The sequence below is a fragment of the Maribacter sp. ACAM166 genome (assembly GCF_005771495.1).
GTDB lineage: Bacteria > Bacteroidota > Bacteroidia > Flavobacteriales > Flavobacteriaceae > Maribacter.
This window is the reverse complement of record NZ_VAUW01000007.1, coordinates 15,754-30,973: the sequence shown is the minus strand read 5'-3', so window position 1 is coordinate 30,973 and position 15,220 is coordinate 15,754. Positions and strand designations below refer to the sequence as shown.

Genomic DNA, 15,220 nt, shown 5'->3' with positions numbered 1-15,220 from the left:
TATTCAGCTATTAAATACCTATTTCTAAGGTGATTGCGTAACTTGGAGTAACAGGGAAGTTACCAACATCGATTCCGAAGTTAGTATCAGGACCAGCTACTTGTGGATCAAGACCACTATAGTCGGTAAGTGTCCAAATGTTGTTAGCAGATAAGCCTACCGAAAATTTACGAAGGCCCATGCTTTCAACTAAGTTTGTGTCAAAACTATATCCAATACGCAACTGTACCAATCTTAAATAACTACCATCTTCTACATACCATGAGTTAGACGCACCACTTGTACTAAGATTAGAAGCACTTTCCCAAATTGGGCTTCCTGCATTATTACCTAATTGTGGAGTCCAAGAATTAAATGCACCCTCGCCTTTGGCAGATCCTTCAAACGTACCAAAGAAATCAGTAAACCATTTCGACTGGTTGAATATTTCGTTACCAACAGAACCATACCAGTACGTTTGGAATTCTATATTTTTATAACGTAAGACTAAGTCTAAACCACCGGTGAAATCAGGAACTGCGCTCCCTATTACCGTTCTATCATCTGGTGTAATGGCTCCATCACCATCAACATCCTCATACCTAAAACGACCTAACCCTTTACCATCTTGTTCTGGTGAGTTAGCAACTTCATCTGCACTATTAAAATATCCTATTACATTATAACCAAAGAAGGTGGAGATAGACTCGCCTACAGAGTTTCTGATAGGAGCAATTCCTCTATATGAGATGTTGTCTCCAAAAGCATCAATACCTGGTGCCAATGCTGTAATTTCGTTTTTAAGTAAAGAATTCGTACTGTGAACTTCGAATGAAAGGTCTTCAGTGAAATTACCTCTACCAACGAGTTCAATATCAATACCTTTATTGCTCATCCCACCAATGTTTACAGATGGTGCTGAAGCATAATTACCAGCTACACCAGGTAATGGTACTTGATACAAAAGGTCTCTAGTGTCCTTTTTCCACAAATCTACAATAAGCTCAAATTTGTTATTGAACATAGAAAGATCTAAACCAATGTTGGTTGTTTCAGAAGTTTCCCATTGTGCATTTGGGTTACCAATTCTACTAGCGGCAAATCCTTCATCTGCACCACTATTTTGTCCATTGATCGGATAAAAAGTATTTCCACGATCAGAAGCAAATAAAGAATACTGGTTATTTGGTGATACGTTAGAATCACTACCCATTTCACCCCATCCAACTCTAACCTTCAAATCAGAGATAACATCTTGGTTTTGCATAAATGGTTCAGCAATAACTCTCCAAGCGGCAGATGCTGCAGGGAACGTACCATATCGTTTATTTTGACCAAAACGGGAAGACCCATCACGACGAAGTACACCGGTTACATAGTATTTTTCGTTAAAATTATAATCCAATTTACCAAATGTAGAGAAGTACGTTGATCCTTTAAACTGATTACTGTTTACATTAGGACTTTGTACAACTGTTAAACTTTGGAAATCTAAATCTGTAGAAAATGGATTAATACCGTTACCGGAAATATTTCTTCCTCTCCCAGTATTCAACGCTTCTATACCACCAAAGGCGGTAATTTTATGTTGACCGAATAATTTCTCATAACTAAATGTGTTGGTGAATGTCCATGAAAAACCATAGCCACTACCTTCACTAAAAGAGTTACTTGCCTCAGGCTCTGAATCACCCAAGTATTTGTAATTATAATCTACAAAATGATAATTTCCATAACTACCTCCAAGGCTAGATCGTAACGTTAGGCCCTCAAGTGGCTTAATCAACGCATACATATTACCAAAACCACCTATGTTATAAGATTTGTCATCACCATTGTTCAGTTTTAATCGTCTAACCGGGTTTCTTGGGTTGTTGAACCCAGCTGCCTTAGTACTGGCATAGCTTCCAAATTCATCCCTAACAGGAATAATTGTAGGCATTCTAAATGCAGACAAAACTTCAGATTCATCATCGGCAACTTCTACACCACCTGCACCACCTGCAATACCAACAGCTGATCTATAAGTAACTTGAAAATTTTCACCGATAGATAACCATGGAGCAATATCCCATTCAGAGTTAAAACGCGCTGCATATCTTGAAAATTCTTGGGCAAGTACAATACCGTCTTGATTTTGCGCAGAAACACCCATGTAAAAGCGGCCATTTTCATTACCACCGTCAAAACCTAAACTAACCCTGCTCTGTGGGGCTATTCTGGTAATTTCTTTATACCAGTTCGTACCGGCTAAGTTGGGGCGTATTAAGAATACATTGTCAGGATCAGCTTCATAAGCTGCTCTTACGGCTGCTAAGTTAACATCACCGGCACTAACACCATTTTGACCATTTGCATGTAAATAGTCTGGTATTGTAGGTGTAGCGTTCGAACCATACTGAGGGTGCGTATATTGAACAGCAGTACTATTTGCAGCTGCATTGTTCTCATACCCTATATGGGTATACTTTGCCATGTCCAAAGGGTTAAGTTGATTAGGCGAACCGGCAACATTTGGATCTACGACACCACTATTGATGTTCAAGGTCATTGAAGTTTTCCTTTTAGATCTAGAACCTTGTTTAGTTGTATAAACAATAACCCCGTTTGCAGCCCTAGCTCCATAAATGGATGCAGCGGCAGCATCTTTAAGTACCGTTGCCGTCTGAACATCGTCTGGGTTTATAAAATCAACATTTCTTGTGGGTACTCCATCTACAACATATAAAGGAGCATTGTTTCCAAACGAGTTGAAACCACGTACCCTAATTTGACTGGTAGTACCTGGTTGTCCATTTGTAAGAACGGTAACACCAGCAACCCTACCTTGTAATTGTTGTTCAATATTACCAGAAGGTACCGCAGCTAAATCTTCAGCGGCCACAATTGAAACTGCAGCTGTTGTTTCACGTTTAGTTTGTACCTGGTATCCTGTAACAACTACTTCATCTAAGGCAGCAGCATCTTCGGCAAGAGTTGCATTGATAACAGATTTTCCGTTAACAGCGATTTCCTGTCTTTCAAAACCAATATAACTAAACATTAAAGTTGCACCCGACTCTACATTTAGAGTGAAATTACCATCAAAATCCGTTTGTGTGCCATTCGTAGTACCTTTTTCCACTACGTTAGCACCCGGTAGTGGTGTGCCTAAATTATCTGTTACTGTACCTGTAACTGTTGATTGTACTGTTTTAGCTTTCACTTCATCTGAAGTACTAGCCATTTCATTTGCCTGCGCCATTTGTGCACCAAGACACATGAGCATCGATAAAAATCCAGTTTTAAAAAAGGAAAACCTTTTTTTGGATTTAATCGACTTGTAATCAAGTTTTTGACTCATAATCGTTGTTGTTTGTTAGTTTAAATTAGTTTAAATGATTTTTGACTTTTCTTATTTGCCAAATGTTAAAAAAATCAAAATCAGGCATAATAATAACAATTTTATATCAAATAGGCATAATTCCTTTGTGATATTTTATGAAGTGCTAAAATCTATCTTAGGGTCTTGGATATTATATAACCTCTTAAATCACCTGTTGATACTGATATATTCGTAATTTTTGAACACTCAAACCCTCAAATTATTAGGTTAATAATTTTAACATCTTAGGTGTAAATTATATAAAAATATCGAATGCTATAACGTTATAGTTAGGTGGAAAATGTCTGAATTTTATTGTTAAATTTTAAGTTTAAATTATGTTAAGAGAATATGGGCATTCAACCTTAATTTTCGAAGATTTGAGTACAGTTTATTAGAATCAAATTCTGGTTTAAATCTGTAGTGCAAAATAAATAGGATTCACCGCCATCTAGTAGGCTAAGTTTCTTTTTAATTTGTTCTACAGAATCAGGGAAATTCCTTTTGGAAATATTTGCCTTTTTCAGGTCAAATTTTTTGATTGACTTTTTTGAATAACCAAGAGTATTTAAAATTTTAAATATTCGACCAGGGAAGGAAATTAGTGTATTAGAGGTGTAAAGGTGAGAATTTGAATGTAACTTATGAAGATTGTAATGGTTTCCTATATATTGAAAAGCACCCGATTTAAGTATTGCTGCATTTGGTTCATAGAGATAGTTTCTGGGTAAGGAATTGGTTGAAATTGCGCTATGCTCATCGTTTGGGTTAAACTGAAAAATTTGACGAGTATCATTTTTGAAGTTAACGGTTTTAATTACAAGCTCTTTGTCATAGTTTTTCTCTAAAATCCATAATAGCTCTTTTACATCATTAGATATTGCTATGATATGAATTTCTTTTACGTTTTTTAATTGCTTTAACCCACTATTTAAATCAAGTAAAGGGCCTGTTTTTAGTAATAAATTTTTTGATTTAGAGAATAGAAAATCAATTTTATTTGTGACATTAGGCTCGCAATCAGACAAATAATAAACTTTCTTATTGTCCTTATCTCTTCTTGAAGGGTCAATGTAAATCCAATCAAATGTGTTAGATGAGTTCTTTAAAAATGATATACCATCTGTACAAACGCATTCAATGTTATTAACGCCTAGTTGCTTAAAATTGTACTTGGCTATAGTTGATAGCGCTTCATTTTGCTCTACATGAATAACATGGTTCATTTTCATGCTAAAAGCAACCGAATCTACGCCTAAGCCGGCTGTAATATCAGCTATAGTGTCGCCGTGCAAAAGCGATGCTTTATAAAAGGCTGTAATCTCCGATGAAGTTTGCGATAGATTGAGTTTGTTGGGTTGATAGATGTTTTTTGTAGCAAACCAAGTTGGTAACTTCTGTTTTGATTTAGCTTTTGATTCTATTTGTTCAACTAATTCTTTTGATGTTACATTAGAGAATGGTGATTTTTTTAATAGGATTTTATGAATGTTTGATGATAAGTTATCATTTATAAATCGCTGTACTTCTTTAGATAAAATTTCAGAATTCACGTAAGCTTTATAGATTTTGGGTCAGCGATTTAACAATTTGATTATCTGATATAAACTCCTTTAAAATAACTTTCAGAGCAGTGTACCCTGGTATAGCTACAATCATTCCAACAACTCCAAATAATAAACCGGCAATAATGATAATTAAGAAAATTTCTAACGGATGTGACTTTACACTATTGGAAAAAATAATGGGTTGTGAAAAAAAATTATCTATCAATTGGCCAAATATGAGGCCTAGTAGTACGTATCCTGTTTTTGGGAGGATTATTTCGCTAAAATCAGAACCTAAATTACTAGTCATCGTTAAAGTTAGCATAATAACTCCACCTATAATTGGGCCAATGTAGGGTATAATATTGAAGAGGGCACAAAGAAATGCTATTACGACAGCATTTTCAATCCCTACAATTAACAATACAATGGTGTAAATAATAAAGAGAATAAATATTTGAAGTAACAAGCCAACGAAATATCTTGATAGGAGACTATTTATTTTTTCTATTGAATTAACTGTTCCTTGCTCTTTTGTTTTTGGAACAAAAATCAGCAGTCCATGTTCAAACAGTTTTCTGTCTTTAAGGAAGAAAAAGGAAATAAAAAGTATTGAAAATAAACCTATGCTCGCTGAACTTAATACAGTTAAAAATGAGTTTAAAATATTTGGAATAAATCCTATGTCAAAACCTTTAAGAATATTTTTTTCCAAGGCTACGTCGTCAATAACATTTTCAACTAAATTAGAGGATAAGCCTAAGTACTTGGTGATTTGATGATAGAGTGTATTTAAACTTTGTTGCAGTTCATCAATATCAAGAAGCGAAAGGTTTTTGCTTTGTTCGGATAATAGCGGAATAAACAGGGCGAAAATGCCAGCTAATACCCCTACCATTAATAGCATGGTAAAAACAACCGCTATAATATTAGGCAGTTTAATCTTTAGCCTTAAAAATCGAACTAAGGGTCTGCCTATCAATGCTACAACCGCTGCTATAGTAACATAGGCAAGTACGGATCTAATGGTAAAAAGAAAATAGAGTAAAAGTAGTATACCAATAATGACACCAATGGCTCTTAAAATACCTTTTGATATTGTTTTTGCAGTCATTCAGCTAGCTTTTAAAAACATAGGTGATAATATTAGCGCCCATTTTAAGCGCTTTTTCTCTTATTTCAGCGGAATCGTTGTGAACGGTTGGATCTTCCCAACCATCTCCTAAATCTGATTCTGAGGTAAATAATAACACAATTCTATTGTTGTGAAAAACTGCGAACGCTTGCGGGCGTAGACCATCATGTTCATGAATTTTCGGCAATCCTTTGGGGAATAAATAACTATTTGAGAATATAGGATGTTCTGCGCCTAGTTCTTCAAGGTTTATAGCTGGAAAAAGCCTATTTATTTCTCTTGTAATATAGGGCTTCATTCCGTAATTATCATCAATATGTAAGAAGCCGCCAGAAACCAGATAATTTCTTAAATTCTCCAATTCTTCCTCTGAGAATACCACATTGCCATGACCAGTCATGTGTAAAAAAGGGTATTGGAATATCGAAGAGCTACCAACTTCTACAGTTTTTGGTTTGCTATTTATAGTCGTGCCAATATTGTTATTGCAAAATTTAATCAAATTTGGTAATGCGGTGGGGTTCGCATACCAATCACCACCACCTTGATATTTTAAGATAGCAATATCTTGCCCTGTTAAGGATAGGGTAGAGAATAAAATACAGACAATAATAGCTGTAACTAAATTTTTCATATTCAAATTTACGAAATTAGGCGATGAGAAATTATAGGTAAATTTTAAAATTAGTTGAGGATTGTTTGATAATACTATCCATTATTAATTGAAGCTACTAGGGTACATGCAACAATTGCAGCTGTTTCTGTTCGCAGTCTGGTTTTACCCATAGACACAGGTAAATATCCTTTACCTAAGGCGCTTTTAATTTCAGATGGTGCAAAATCTCCTTCAGGGCCAATTAAAATAGTCAGGTCTTGGTCGGCTACAATTCTTCTTTTTAGTTCATGACGTTCACTTTCTTCGCAATGGGCTATGAATTGCAAACCTGTTACGGGTTTTTCTAAAAATTCAGTTAGGCTTATGGGTTCATTTATTTTTGGCAGAAATGTTTGAAGAGATTGCTTCATTGCAGACTCAATTACGCGTTGCATACGCTCTAATTTCACGGTTTTGCGTTCTGAACGTTCACAAATTATAGGTGTTATTTCATCGACTCCGATTTCTGTGGCTTTCTCCAAAAACCACTCATACCGATCGTTCATTTTTGTAGGTGCAACAACCAGATGAAGCGAATGTACTTTAGGATACGTTTTTTTTGATGCTATAAGTTCAACCTCACATTTTTTAATATTTTCGCCAATAACCTTCGCTTGAAATAAGAATCCTTTGCCATTGGTAATCCATAACTCATCTCCATTTTTTTTTCTAAGCACTTTTATAATGTGCTTGCTTTCTTTACTGTCAAAAGTAAAAATAGTATCATTTTCCTTTAAATTGGGATTATAGAATAATTGCATACAATCTTAAGTTGAGTCATGAGATTAAATATCTTGCTTTGGCAGTAACATCCTGTTGGGCAAAAATCTCATTTTTATATTTATAGTATCCTACTATACCAATCATTGCGGCATTATCAGTACAATATTCAAATTTCGGAACATATGTATTCCATCCATATTTAGTTTGTGCTTCAAGTAAGGCATTTCTAATTCCTGAATTAGCAGATACTCCACCACCAATAGCAATTTCCTTTATACCGGTAAGTTTAACTGCCTTTTTTAACTTTAGCATTAATATAGTAATAATGGTGTATTGTATGGAGGCACAAATATCTTCTAAGTTGTCTAATATAAAATTCGGATCTTCTTTGGTTTGTTTTTGTATAAAGTAAAGAATGCTAGTTTTTAATCCACTAAAGCTAAAATTCAAGTCTTTAACTTTAGGAATTGGGAAATTAAATCTAAGATGATTGCCATTTGCTGCATGTTTATCGATTAAAGGACCGCCAGGATATGGTAGACCTAATATTTTAGCGCTCTTATCAAAGGCTTCTCCAACAGCATCATCTAAGGTTTGACCAATAATTTTCATATCAAAAAAGTCGTTGACCTGTACAATTTGAGTATGGCCACCACTAATAGTCAACGCTAAAAAAGGAAAGGTAGGGGCTTTCATATTTTCATCGTCGATAAAATGCGCCAAAATATGGGCTTTCATATGGTTTACTTCAATAAGTGGTATATGTAAACCTAATGATAATGATTTAGCAAAAGAGGTGCCAACAAGTAGTGATCCCATTAGACCAGGACCTCGGGTAAATGCTATGGCTGATAATTGTTTTTTATCGATATTTGCTTTGGCTATTGCTTGATCGACTACGGGGACAATATTTTGTTGATGCGCTCTTGATGCCAGTTCAGGCACAACCCCTCCGTATTCCTTATGAATCGCTTGGGTAGCCACAATATTGCTTAGCACTTTATCGTTCATTAAAACGGCAGCAGAAGTATCGTCACAAGAAGATTCAATAGCAAGAATGTAAATTGTTTTGTGGTCCAACATATTTGGAATAAAATTTGATTAACAAAGGTAAAACATATTAGCCCTATCAAAAAACTTAGAAAAATATTGGTCAGAATAGTATTGGTACTTCTACTGATATGTATTTTGAGTACGCTAATATTTTCCTTGCCGGTTGTGCAGACATTGCTGGCGCAGTATGCTACCAAGAAGATTAATAATCAATATGGTACCCATATAAATATAAATCGTTTAAAGGTTTCATTGATTTCTTGGGATACCGCATTGGAAGGTGTTTTTATTGAAGATTATAAACAGGATACACTTTTCTATGTCAATGAGCTGAAAACATCTATTCTTAGTATGGGCAATTTGGCACAAGGTAATTTAGAATTCGGCGATATTTCTGTGCATGAATTGAATTTTAAACTTAAAACATACTATGGCGAACCGAATACCAATTTAGAGGTTTTTGTAGATAAACTTGATGATGGTAGGCCTAGAGCGCCAGGCTCACCTCCATTTACGCTGTCCTCCTCATATGTTGATATTCAAAAAAGTAAATTTAAATATCAAGATGAAAATCTTGAAAAGTCCACTATTCTAAATTTTGATAGCTTAAACCTCAGTGCTGGTAATTTTCAGATTCTTGGTCCTGAAGTTTCAGCCGATATTCAAGACATGTCTTTGTATAGTAATAGGGGGTTGAAGGTGAATAAATTAACGACTCACTTTAAATATACGAAACAGCAAATGCGTTTCGACTCACTAAAAATAAATACGCCCCTTTCTAAATTGGACGGTAATTTAGTGTTTAACTATAATCGAGAAGATTTTCGCGATTTTTTAAATAAAGTGAATGTAGCGGCTAATTTTAAAGAGTCAAAGGTGGCTTTCGATGAAATTAATTTGCTTTATAACGAATTTGGAAATAGTAAGGAGGTTACATTTAGCGCTGATATTAACGGAGTTTTGAATGATCTTAACACCGATAATCTCTTTTTGTTTTCTGATGATACTGGTATTCGAGGTAATTTTAATTTTAAAAATTTATTTAGTAAGCAACAGCCATTCAGTTTAAATGCTGAAATGAAAAACGTAACTAGCAGTTATTATCAATTGAATGCCTTATTGCCTAATTTAATTGGAAACTCTTTACCATCTGCCTTCAGTAAGTTGGGGCAGTTTACAATACGTGGCAATGCATATATTACCAATTCTTCAATAGATGCAAAAGTCAACTTAAATACGGCTATAGGTAGCAGTTATGCAGACATCGTCTTAAGTAACTTTAATAATATAGATAATGCCACCTATAAAGGATTCATATCATTGATAGATTTTGATTTAGGTGATTTTGCGGAAAGTAAAAGCTTAGGTAAAACAACGTTGGATTTCAATGTGGAGGGAAAAGGATTTGTGAAAGAAAAATTGAATACTGAGGTAATAGGGCAGATTTATTCAATTGAATTTAATAAGTATAATTACCAAGATTTAAAGGTGTCCGGTATTGTTAAAGATCAATTGTTTGATGGTTCTTTAATCAGTAATGACAAGAATATTAAATTTAATTTTAAGGGTTTAGCTAATGTTGCAGAGTTTAGAAACAACTTTAACTTTATTGCGTCAGTTGAGTATGCCGATTTAAAGAAATTGAATTTCATCAATGACAGTGTTTCCATTTTTAAGGGAAATGTTAGTATGGATATCAATGGTACTACATTGGATAATATTATTGGGGATATAAAATTTACGAAAACCAGTTATCAAAATATAAACGAAACATACTATTTTGAAGATTTTGCGATTACCTCAAGCTTTAATAATGACAATGAACGTACTATAAGAATTAATTCTCCCGATATTATTACCGGTTTTATGAAGGGGAATTTTCGGGTAAGGGAATTGGGAAAACTTGTTCAGAATTCATTGGGTAGTATTTATACGAATTATAGGCCTTTTCAAATTTCTGATGGGCAGAATTTATCTTTTAATTTTAAAATTTATAATAAAATTGTTGATGTATTTTTTCCAAAAGTAAAGTTTGACCCTAATACTTTTATCAAAGGAAATATAGTTGCTGATGAGGGTGATTTTAAACTCAATTTTGAATCTCCCAGTATAGAAGCTTTTGGCACTGCTGCCGATAATATAGAAATTCGTATAGATAACAAAAATCCTTTATTTAATACATTTGTATCTGTAGGCGAGTTAGATACCCCATATTACAATTTCAAAGACTTTAATTTAATTAATACAACACTAAAAGATACCTTATTTTTCAGGTCAGAATTCAAAGGCGGCACCGATTTTAACGACTCATACAACCTTAATTTTTATCACACATTTAACAAAGAAAACAAGTCGGTTATTGGCTTAAAAACGTCTGATGTTAATTTTAAAGGGAATAAATGGATATTAAATAAGGATGGTGATAGTAAGAATAAAGTTATCTTAAACAGGGCTTTAGATAGTATTACGATTCAAGAAATCGTAATGAACAATGAAGAGAAAGAGCAAATTAGATTGAGAGGACAATTGGCAGATTCCACCTATAAAGATCTTCAATTACAGTTCAAAATTGTCTCTTTAGATAAGATAACTCCAGTTATTGACAGTCTAAAATTACAAGGTGAGGTTAATGGTACGTTGAATGTGTTGCAAAAAGATGGCATCTATTTACCATCTTCGAATCTAAATATTGAAGGCTTTGGCATCAATGATATTCCTCTTGGTGATTTGGCAATTAATATTATTGGCAATAAGGATTTGACAGAGTTTCAAGTGAACTCTCAGTTATCTAAAGATAATCTAGAAAAATTCAGCGTCGTAGGTAGTATTGAAAATAAAGATGAAATTCCTAGAGCGAATTTAATAGCCAATTTTAGCAATTTTAATTTAGAACCTTTTAGTCCGTTGGGTGAGGGTGTAATAGATCATATACGAGGTGATATCGACGGTAGGGTACGCATTGTAGGTAATGTAGATAATCCTAGTTTTAATGGTCTTTTGACCTTGGATAATGCCGGTATCGCTGTGCCTTATTTGAATATAGATTATGGCTTTGCGCCACGTTCTCGCGTAATCCTTTCTGACCAGACATTTAATTTTGAGAATATAGCTTTACAGGATGTAGCAAAGGGTACTAAGGCAAATCTTGATGGAACAATTTCCCATAGCTACTTTGATAATTGGATTTTAGACTTAAATGTAGATACCAAAAATCAGCGATTCTTAATATTAAATACAGAATTTAAAGAAGGAGATTTGTATTATGGCACCGGTTATTTAAATGGCAAAGGTAGAATCTATGGCCCAACAACGGCACTCAATATTACAGTAGATGGATCAACAGCACGAGGAACATCATTGAAAATCCCACTGAGTGATGTTGCCAGTGTAGGAGATTATTCCTTTATCAATTTTATAGAAAGGAATGACAGGAGAAGTATAGAACAACAACGGAAATTGAAAGATTATCAGGGGTTGGAATTAGAATTCAACCTAGATATTACACCAGAAGCTGAAGTTGAAATTGTAACCGATACGAAAACAGGTAGTTCTCTTAAGGGTACGGGTGAAGGAATTATCTTAATACAGATCAATACCAATGGAAAGTTTGAGATGTATGGTGATTTTGTTGTTGTGACAGGGGAGTTTAATTATAAATTCGGGGGTATTATTGATAAGAAATTTAAGGTTGAGCCAGGGGGTACCATTAACTGGGATCAAAAACCGTTAGAAGCGTTATTAAATATGGAAGCGGTGTATTCCCTTAATGCTAATCCCGCCCCTTTATTAGATGATCCAGGGTTTACTAGAAGGATTCCGACAGATGTAATCATACGATTAACAGGCGAACTTGAAAGTCCGGATATTGATTTTAGTATCGATTTTCCAGGTACAAATTCAATAGTGCAATCAGAACTTGAATATCGGCTTCAGGATCCAACGGTTGAGGAGAAGAATGCAATATTTTTATTAGCACAAGGTACATTTGTGAACGCGCAGAGCGGTATTAATCAACAAGCGATAACGGGTAATTTGGTTCAAAGTGCCTCAGGTATTTTAAATTCCATTTTAAGTGGGGGAAATGATAAATTTAACCTTGGCCTTTCTTACGAGCAAGGCATACTTGACAGGTCTGCAGATATTGAGACAGATGATCGAATAGGAGTAACGGTATCAACACAAATATCTGATAGAATATTGTTTAATGGTAAAGTTGGTGTACCGGTTGGTGCTTCAAGTGAAACGTTGGTCGCTGGCGATTTTGAGATTCAGATGTTACTGAATGAAGAAGGTACCTTGAGTGCTAAGTTTTTTAGTAGGCAAAGCGAAATTCAAGCCTATTTATCGGATCAGCAGGGATCAACTCAAGGAGCTGGGTTAACCTATGAGGTCGATTTTAATAATTTCAAGGAACTGTTTCGAAAAATACTGGCCAAGAAACCAGTAAAAAACGAGCCTGTAAAAGTTCAGGAACCTCCTACTGCTTTAATGGGTAATGATAGCTTAATTCGCTTTTATGATAAACTTAAATCAATAAATTGATAAAATACTGTGAAGTTATTGTTAAGAAACGTTCAATTTTAAGACATTTCATAATAAAATATAACTATGAAAACGTTTTCTTAGATTTCTCTTAAATTGCAGCGCTCCTATATTTCATTATTGCATTTAGATTTAGTACTTTCGTTGGCTTAAATTTTTCGATGTCTTCAAAAATTAAAAAAATAGCAGTATTGACTTCAGGTGGCGATTCTCCAGGGATGAACGCAGCGATAAGATCAGTTGTTCGTACCTGTGCCTACATGAAAGTTGACTGTATAGCGATTTACAGGGGGTATCAGGGAATGATTGAGGGAGATTTTAAATCTATGGATGCTCGTAGTGTTAATAATATCATTAACAAAGGTGGCACTATTTTGAAGTCAGCCCGATGTAATGATTTTAGAACACCCGAAGGTAGAAAGATGGCACATGATCAGCTTGTTAAGGCGGGCATAGATGCCTTCGTGGTAATAGGGGGCGATGGCAGCTTTACTGGTGCCATGATCTTCAATAAGGAATATGATTTTCCTGTTATAGGAATTCCAGGTACTATTGATAATGATATTTTTGGAACAACCTTTACATTAGGCTTCGACACCGCTTTAAATACAGTAGTTGAATGTATAGATAAGATTAGAGATACGGCGAGTTCTCATAATAGACTATTTTTTGTAGAAGTTATGGGTAGGGACGTCGGTCATATTGCTTTAAATGCAGGTGTAGGCGCAGGTGCTGAAGAAATCTTGATTCCAGAGGAGAATCTCGGTCTTGATAGGTTATTGGAATCTCTAAAAAGAAGTAAGGAGTCTGGTAAATCTTCGAGTATCGTAATTGTTGCTGAAGGTGATAAATCAGGTAAGAATGTATTTGAGCTTAAAGAATACGTAGAAGAACACTTACCAATTTACGACGTACGTGTTTCTGTTCTTGGCCATATGCAACGAGGTGGTGCGCCTTCTTGTTTTGACCGGGTGTTAGCAAGTAGAATGGGAGTAAAGGCAGTTGAAGCTTTATTAGAGGGTAAAACTAGCTTAATGGTGGGTATTCAAGATAATAAGATAACATTAACCCCAATTGAGAAAGCGATTAAGGGGCATACGAAAATAGATAAGGAACTTATAAGAGTTTCAGAGATAATGACAACATAATTTAAACGTTAAAAATAGAGAACATGTCAAATTTAAAAGTAGGAATAAACGGTTTCGGTAGAATAGGAAGATTGGTCTTCAGAACAACGGTAAAACGTGGAGATGTAGATGTGGTTGCCATAAATGATTTGTTAGATGTTGAGCATTTAGCTTACTTGCTTAAATATGATTCAGTTCACGGTGCTTTTGATGGTACTGTTGATGTGAAGGACGGTCATTTAGTCGTAAATGGTAAAACGGTTCGTATTACTGCAGAAAGAGATCCTAAAAATTGTAAGTGGGATGAAGTAGGGGCAACAACTGTTGCTGAGTGTACTGGAATTTTTACAACGTTAGAAACTGCTCAATATCATATTGATGGTGGTGCTAAAAAAGTAGTTATTTCAGCTCCTTCTAAAGATGCTCCAATGTTTGTAATGGGAGTTAATCATAAAGATGCTAAATCATCTGATACTATTGTTTCAAATGCATCTTGTACAACCAACTGTTTGGCGCCAATGGCCAAAGTATTGAATGATAAATTCGGTATCGAGGAAGCGTTGATGACAACGGTTCATGCTACAACTGCAACTCAAATGACCGTTGATGGTCCTTCAAGAAAAGATTGGAGAGGTGGTAGAAGTGCTATGTTGAACATTATACCTGCATCCACCGGTGCAGCTGTAGCGGTAACAAAAGTAATTCCTGCATTGAAAGGTAAATTAACAGGTATGGCTTTTAGGGTTCCTACTGCAGATGTTTCTGTTGTTGATTTAACTGTTCGTTTAGAAAAAGAGACTTCTTACGAAGAAATCAAAAAAGCGTTTAAAGATGCTTCTGAAGGAGAATTGAAAGGTGTTTTAGGGTATACTGAAGAATTGCTTGTTTCTCAAGATTTTATTGGGGAATCTCATACAAGTATATTTGACGCCGGAGCAGGAATCGAATTGAATTCTAAGTTCTTCAAATTAATTTGCTGGTATGATAACGAAGCAGGTTTCTCCAACAAAATGGTAGACTTGATTCAGCATGTAAATACACTATAATTAACAATTTAGTATAATAAAAATATTTCCTGAAAATGAGGCTTTTTTT

At 34.8% G+C, this 15,220-nt stretch carries 9 protein-coding genes; 3 read left to right on the top strand and 6 right to left on the bottom strand.

The genetic code is table 11. From position 1 onward, the window contains the following. Positions 1–10: 10 nt before the first annotated feature. The 6 genes from ES765_RS07205 to tsaD form a co-directional block, all read right to left on the bottom strand. Entirely contained in the window at positions 11–3,322 is a 3,312-nt protein-coding gene (locus tag ES765_RS07205; RefSeq protein WP_138112703.1) for a SusC/RagA family TonB-linked outer membrane protein, read from the bottom strand. Between the two features lie 386 nt (positions 3,323–3,708). Further along, a complete protein-coding gene (locus ES765_RS07200; RefSeq protein WP_138112700.1) occupies positions 3,709–4,896 on the bottom strand; it encodes a THUMP-like domain-containing protein in 1,188 nt (395 codons plus the stop codon). A 7-nt stretch (positions 4,897–4,903) separates the two neighbouring features. Next, on the bottom strand, positions 4,904–6,004 hold the full coding sequence (locus ES765_RS07195; protein ID WP_138112698.1) for an AI-2E family transporter: 1,101 nt from the start codon (positions 6,002–6,004) through the stop codon (positions 4,904–4,906). Positions 6,005–6,008: 4 nt separating this feature from the next. After that, positions 6,009–6,659 (bottom strand): DUF4159 domain-containing protein, encoded by a 651-nt coding sequence (locus ES765_RS07190; protein ID WP_138112696.1) that lies wholly within the window; start codon positions 6,657–6,659, stop codon positions 6,009–6,011. A gap of 74 nt (positions 6,660–6,733) precedes the next feature. After that, on the bottom strand, positions 6,734–7,441 hold the full coding sequence (locus tag ES765_RS07185; protein WP_138112695.1) for a 16S rRNA (uracil(1498)-N(3))-methyltransferase: 708 nt from the start codon (positions 7,439–7,441) through the stop codon (positions 6,734–6,736). A 16-nt stretch (positions 7,442–7,457) separates the two neighbouring features. Then, positions 7,458–8,486, bottom strand: a complete 1,029-nt coding sequence (gene tsaD, locus ES765_RS07180; protein WP_410504406.1) for a tRNA (adenosine(37)-N6)-threonylcarbamoyltransferase complex transferase subunit TsaD — start codon at positions 8,484–8,486, stop codon at positions 7,458–7,460. A 105-nt stretch (positions 8,487–8,591) separates the two neighbouring features. Between tsaD and ES765_RS07175 the strand changes: the two genes are divergently transcribed. The 3 genes from ES765_RS07175 to gap all read left to right on the top strand — a co-directional run bounded on the left by ES765_RS07175 (position 8,592) and on the right by gap (position 15,171). Beyond that, entirely contained in the window at positions 8,592–12,998 is a 4,407-nt protein-coding gene (locus ES765_RS07175) for a translocation/assembly module TamB domain-containing protein (protein ID WP_249356267.1), read from the top strand. Positions 12,999–13,159: 161 nt separating this feature from the next. Continuing rightward, the gene (pfkA, locus tag ES765_RS07170) at positions 13,160–14,146 is read left to right on the top strand and encodes a 6-phosphofructokinase (protein WP_138112693.1); all 987 of its coding nucleotides are present in this window, start codon (positions 13,160–13,162) and stop codon (positions 14,144–14,146) included. Positions 14,147–14,169: 23 nt separating this feature from the next. Next, entirely contained in the window at positions 14,170–15,171 is a 1,002-nt protein-coding gene (gap, locus tag ES765_RS07165; RefSeq protein ID WP_138112691.1) for a type I glyceraldehyde-3-phosphate dehydrogenase, read from the top strand. Positions 15,172–15,220: the final 49 nt, after the last annotated feature.

Coding starts and splice junctions, on each gene's coding strand:
- tsaD (WP_410504406.1), bottom strand. CDS start 8,486: ATGTTGGACCACAAAACAATTTACATTCTTGCTATTGAATCTTCTTGT.
- ES765_RS07190 (WP_138112696.1), bottom strand. CDS start 6,659: ATGAAAAATTTAGTTACAGCTATTATTGTCTGTATTTTATTCTCTACC.
- ES765_RS07205 (WP_138112703.1), bottom strand. CDS start 3,322: ATGAGTCAAAAACTTGATTACAAGTCGATTAAATCCAAAAAAAGGTTT.
- ES765_RS07195 (WP_138112698.1), bottom strand. CDS start 6,004: ATGACTGCAAAAACAATATCAAAAGGTATTTTAAGAGCCATTGGTGTC.
- pfkA (WP_138112693.1), top strand. CDS start 13,160: ATGTCTTCAAAAATTAAAAAAATAGCAGTATTGACTTCAGGTGGCGAT.
- gap (WP_138112691.1), top strand. CDS start 14,170: ATGTCAAATTTAAAAGTAGGAATAAACGGTTTCGGTAGAATAGGAAGA.
- ES765_RS07185 (WP_138112695.1), bottom strand. CDS start 7,441: ATGCAATTATTCTATAATCCCAATTTAAAGGAAAATGATACTATTTTT.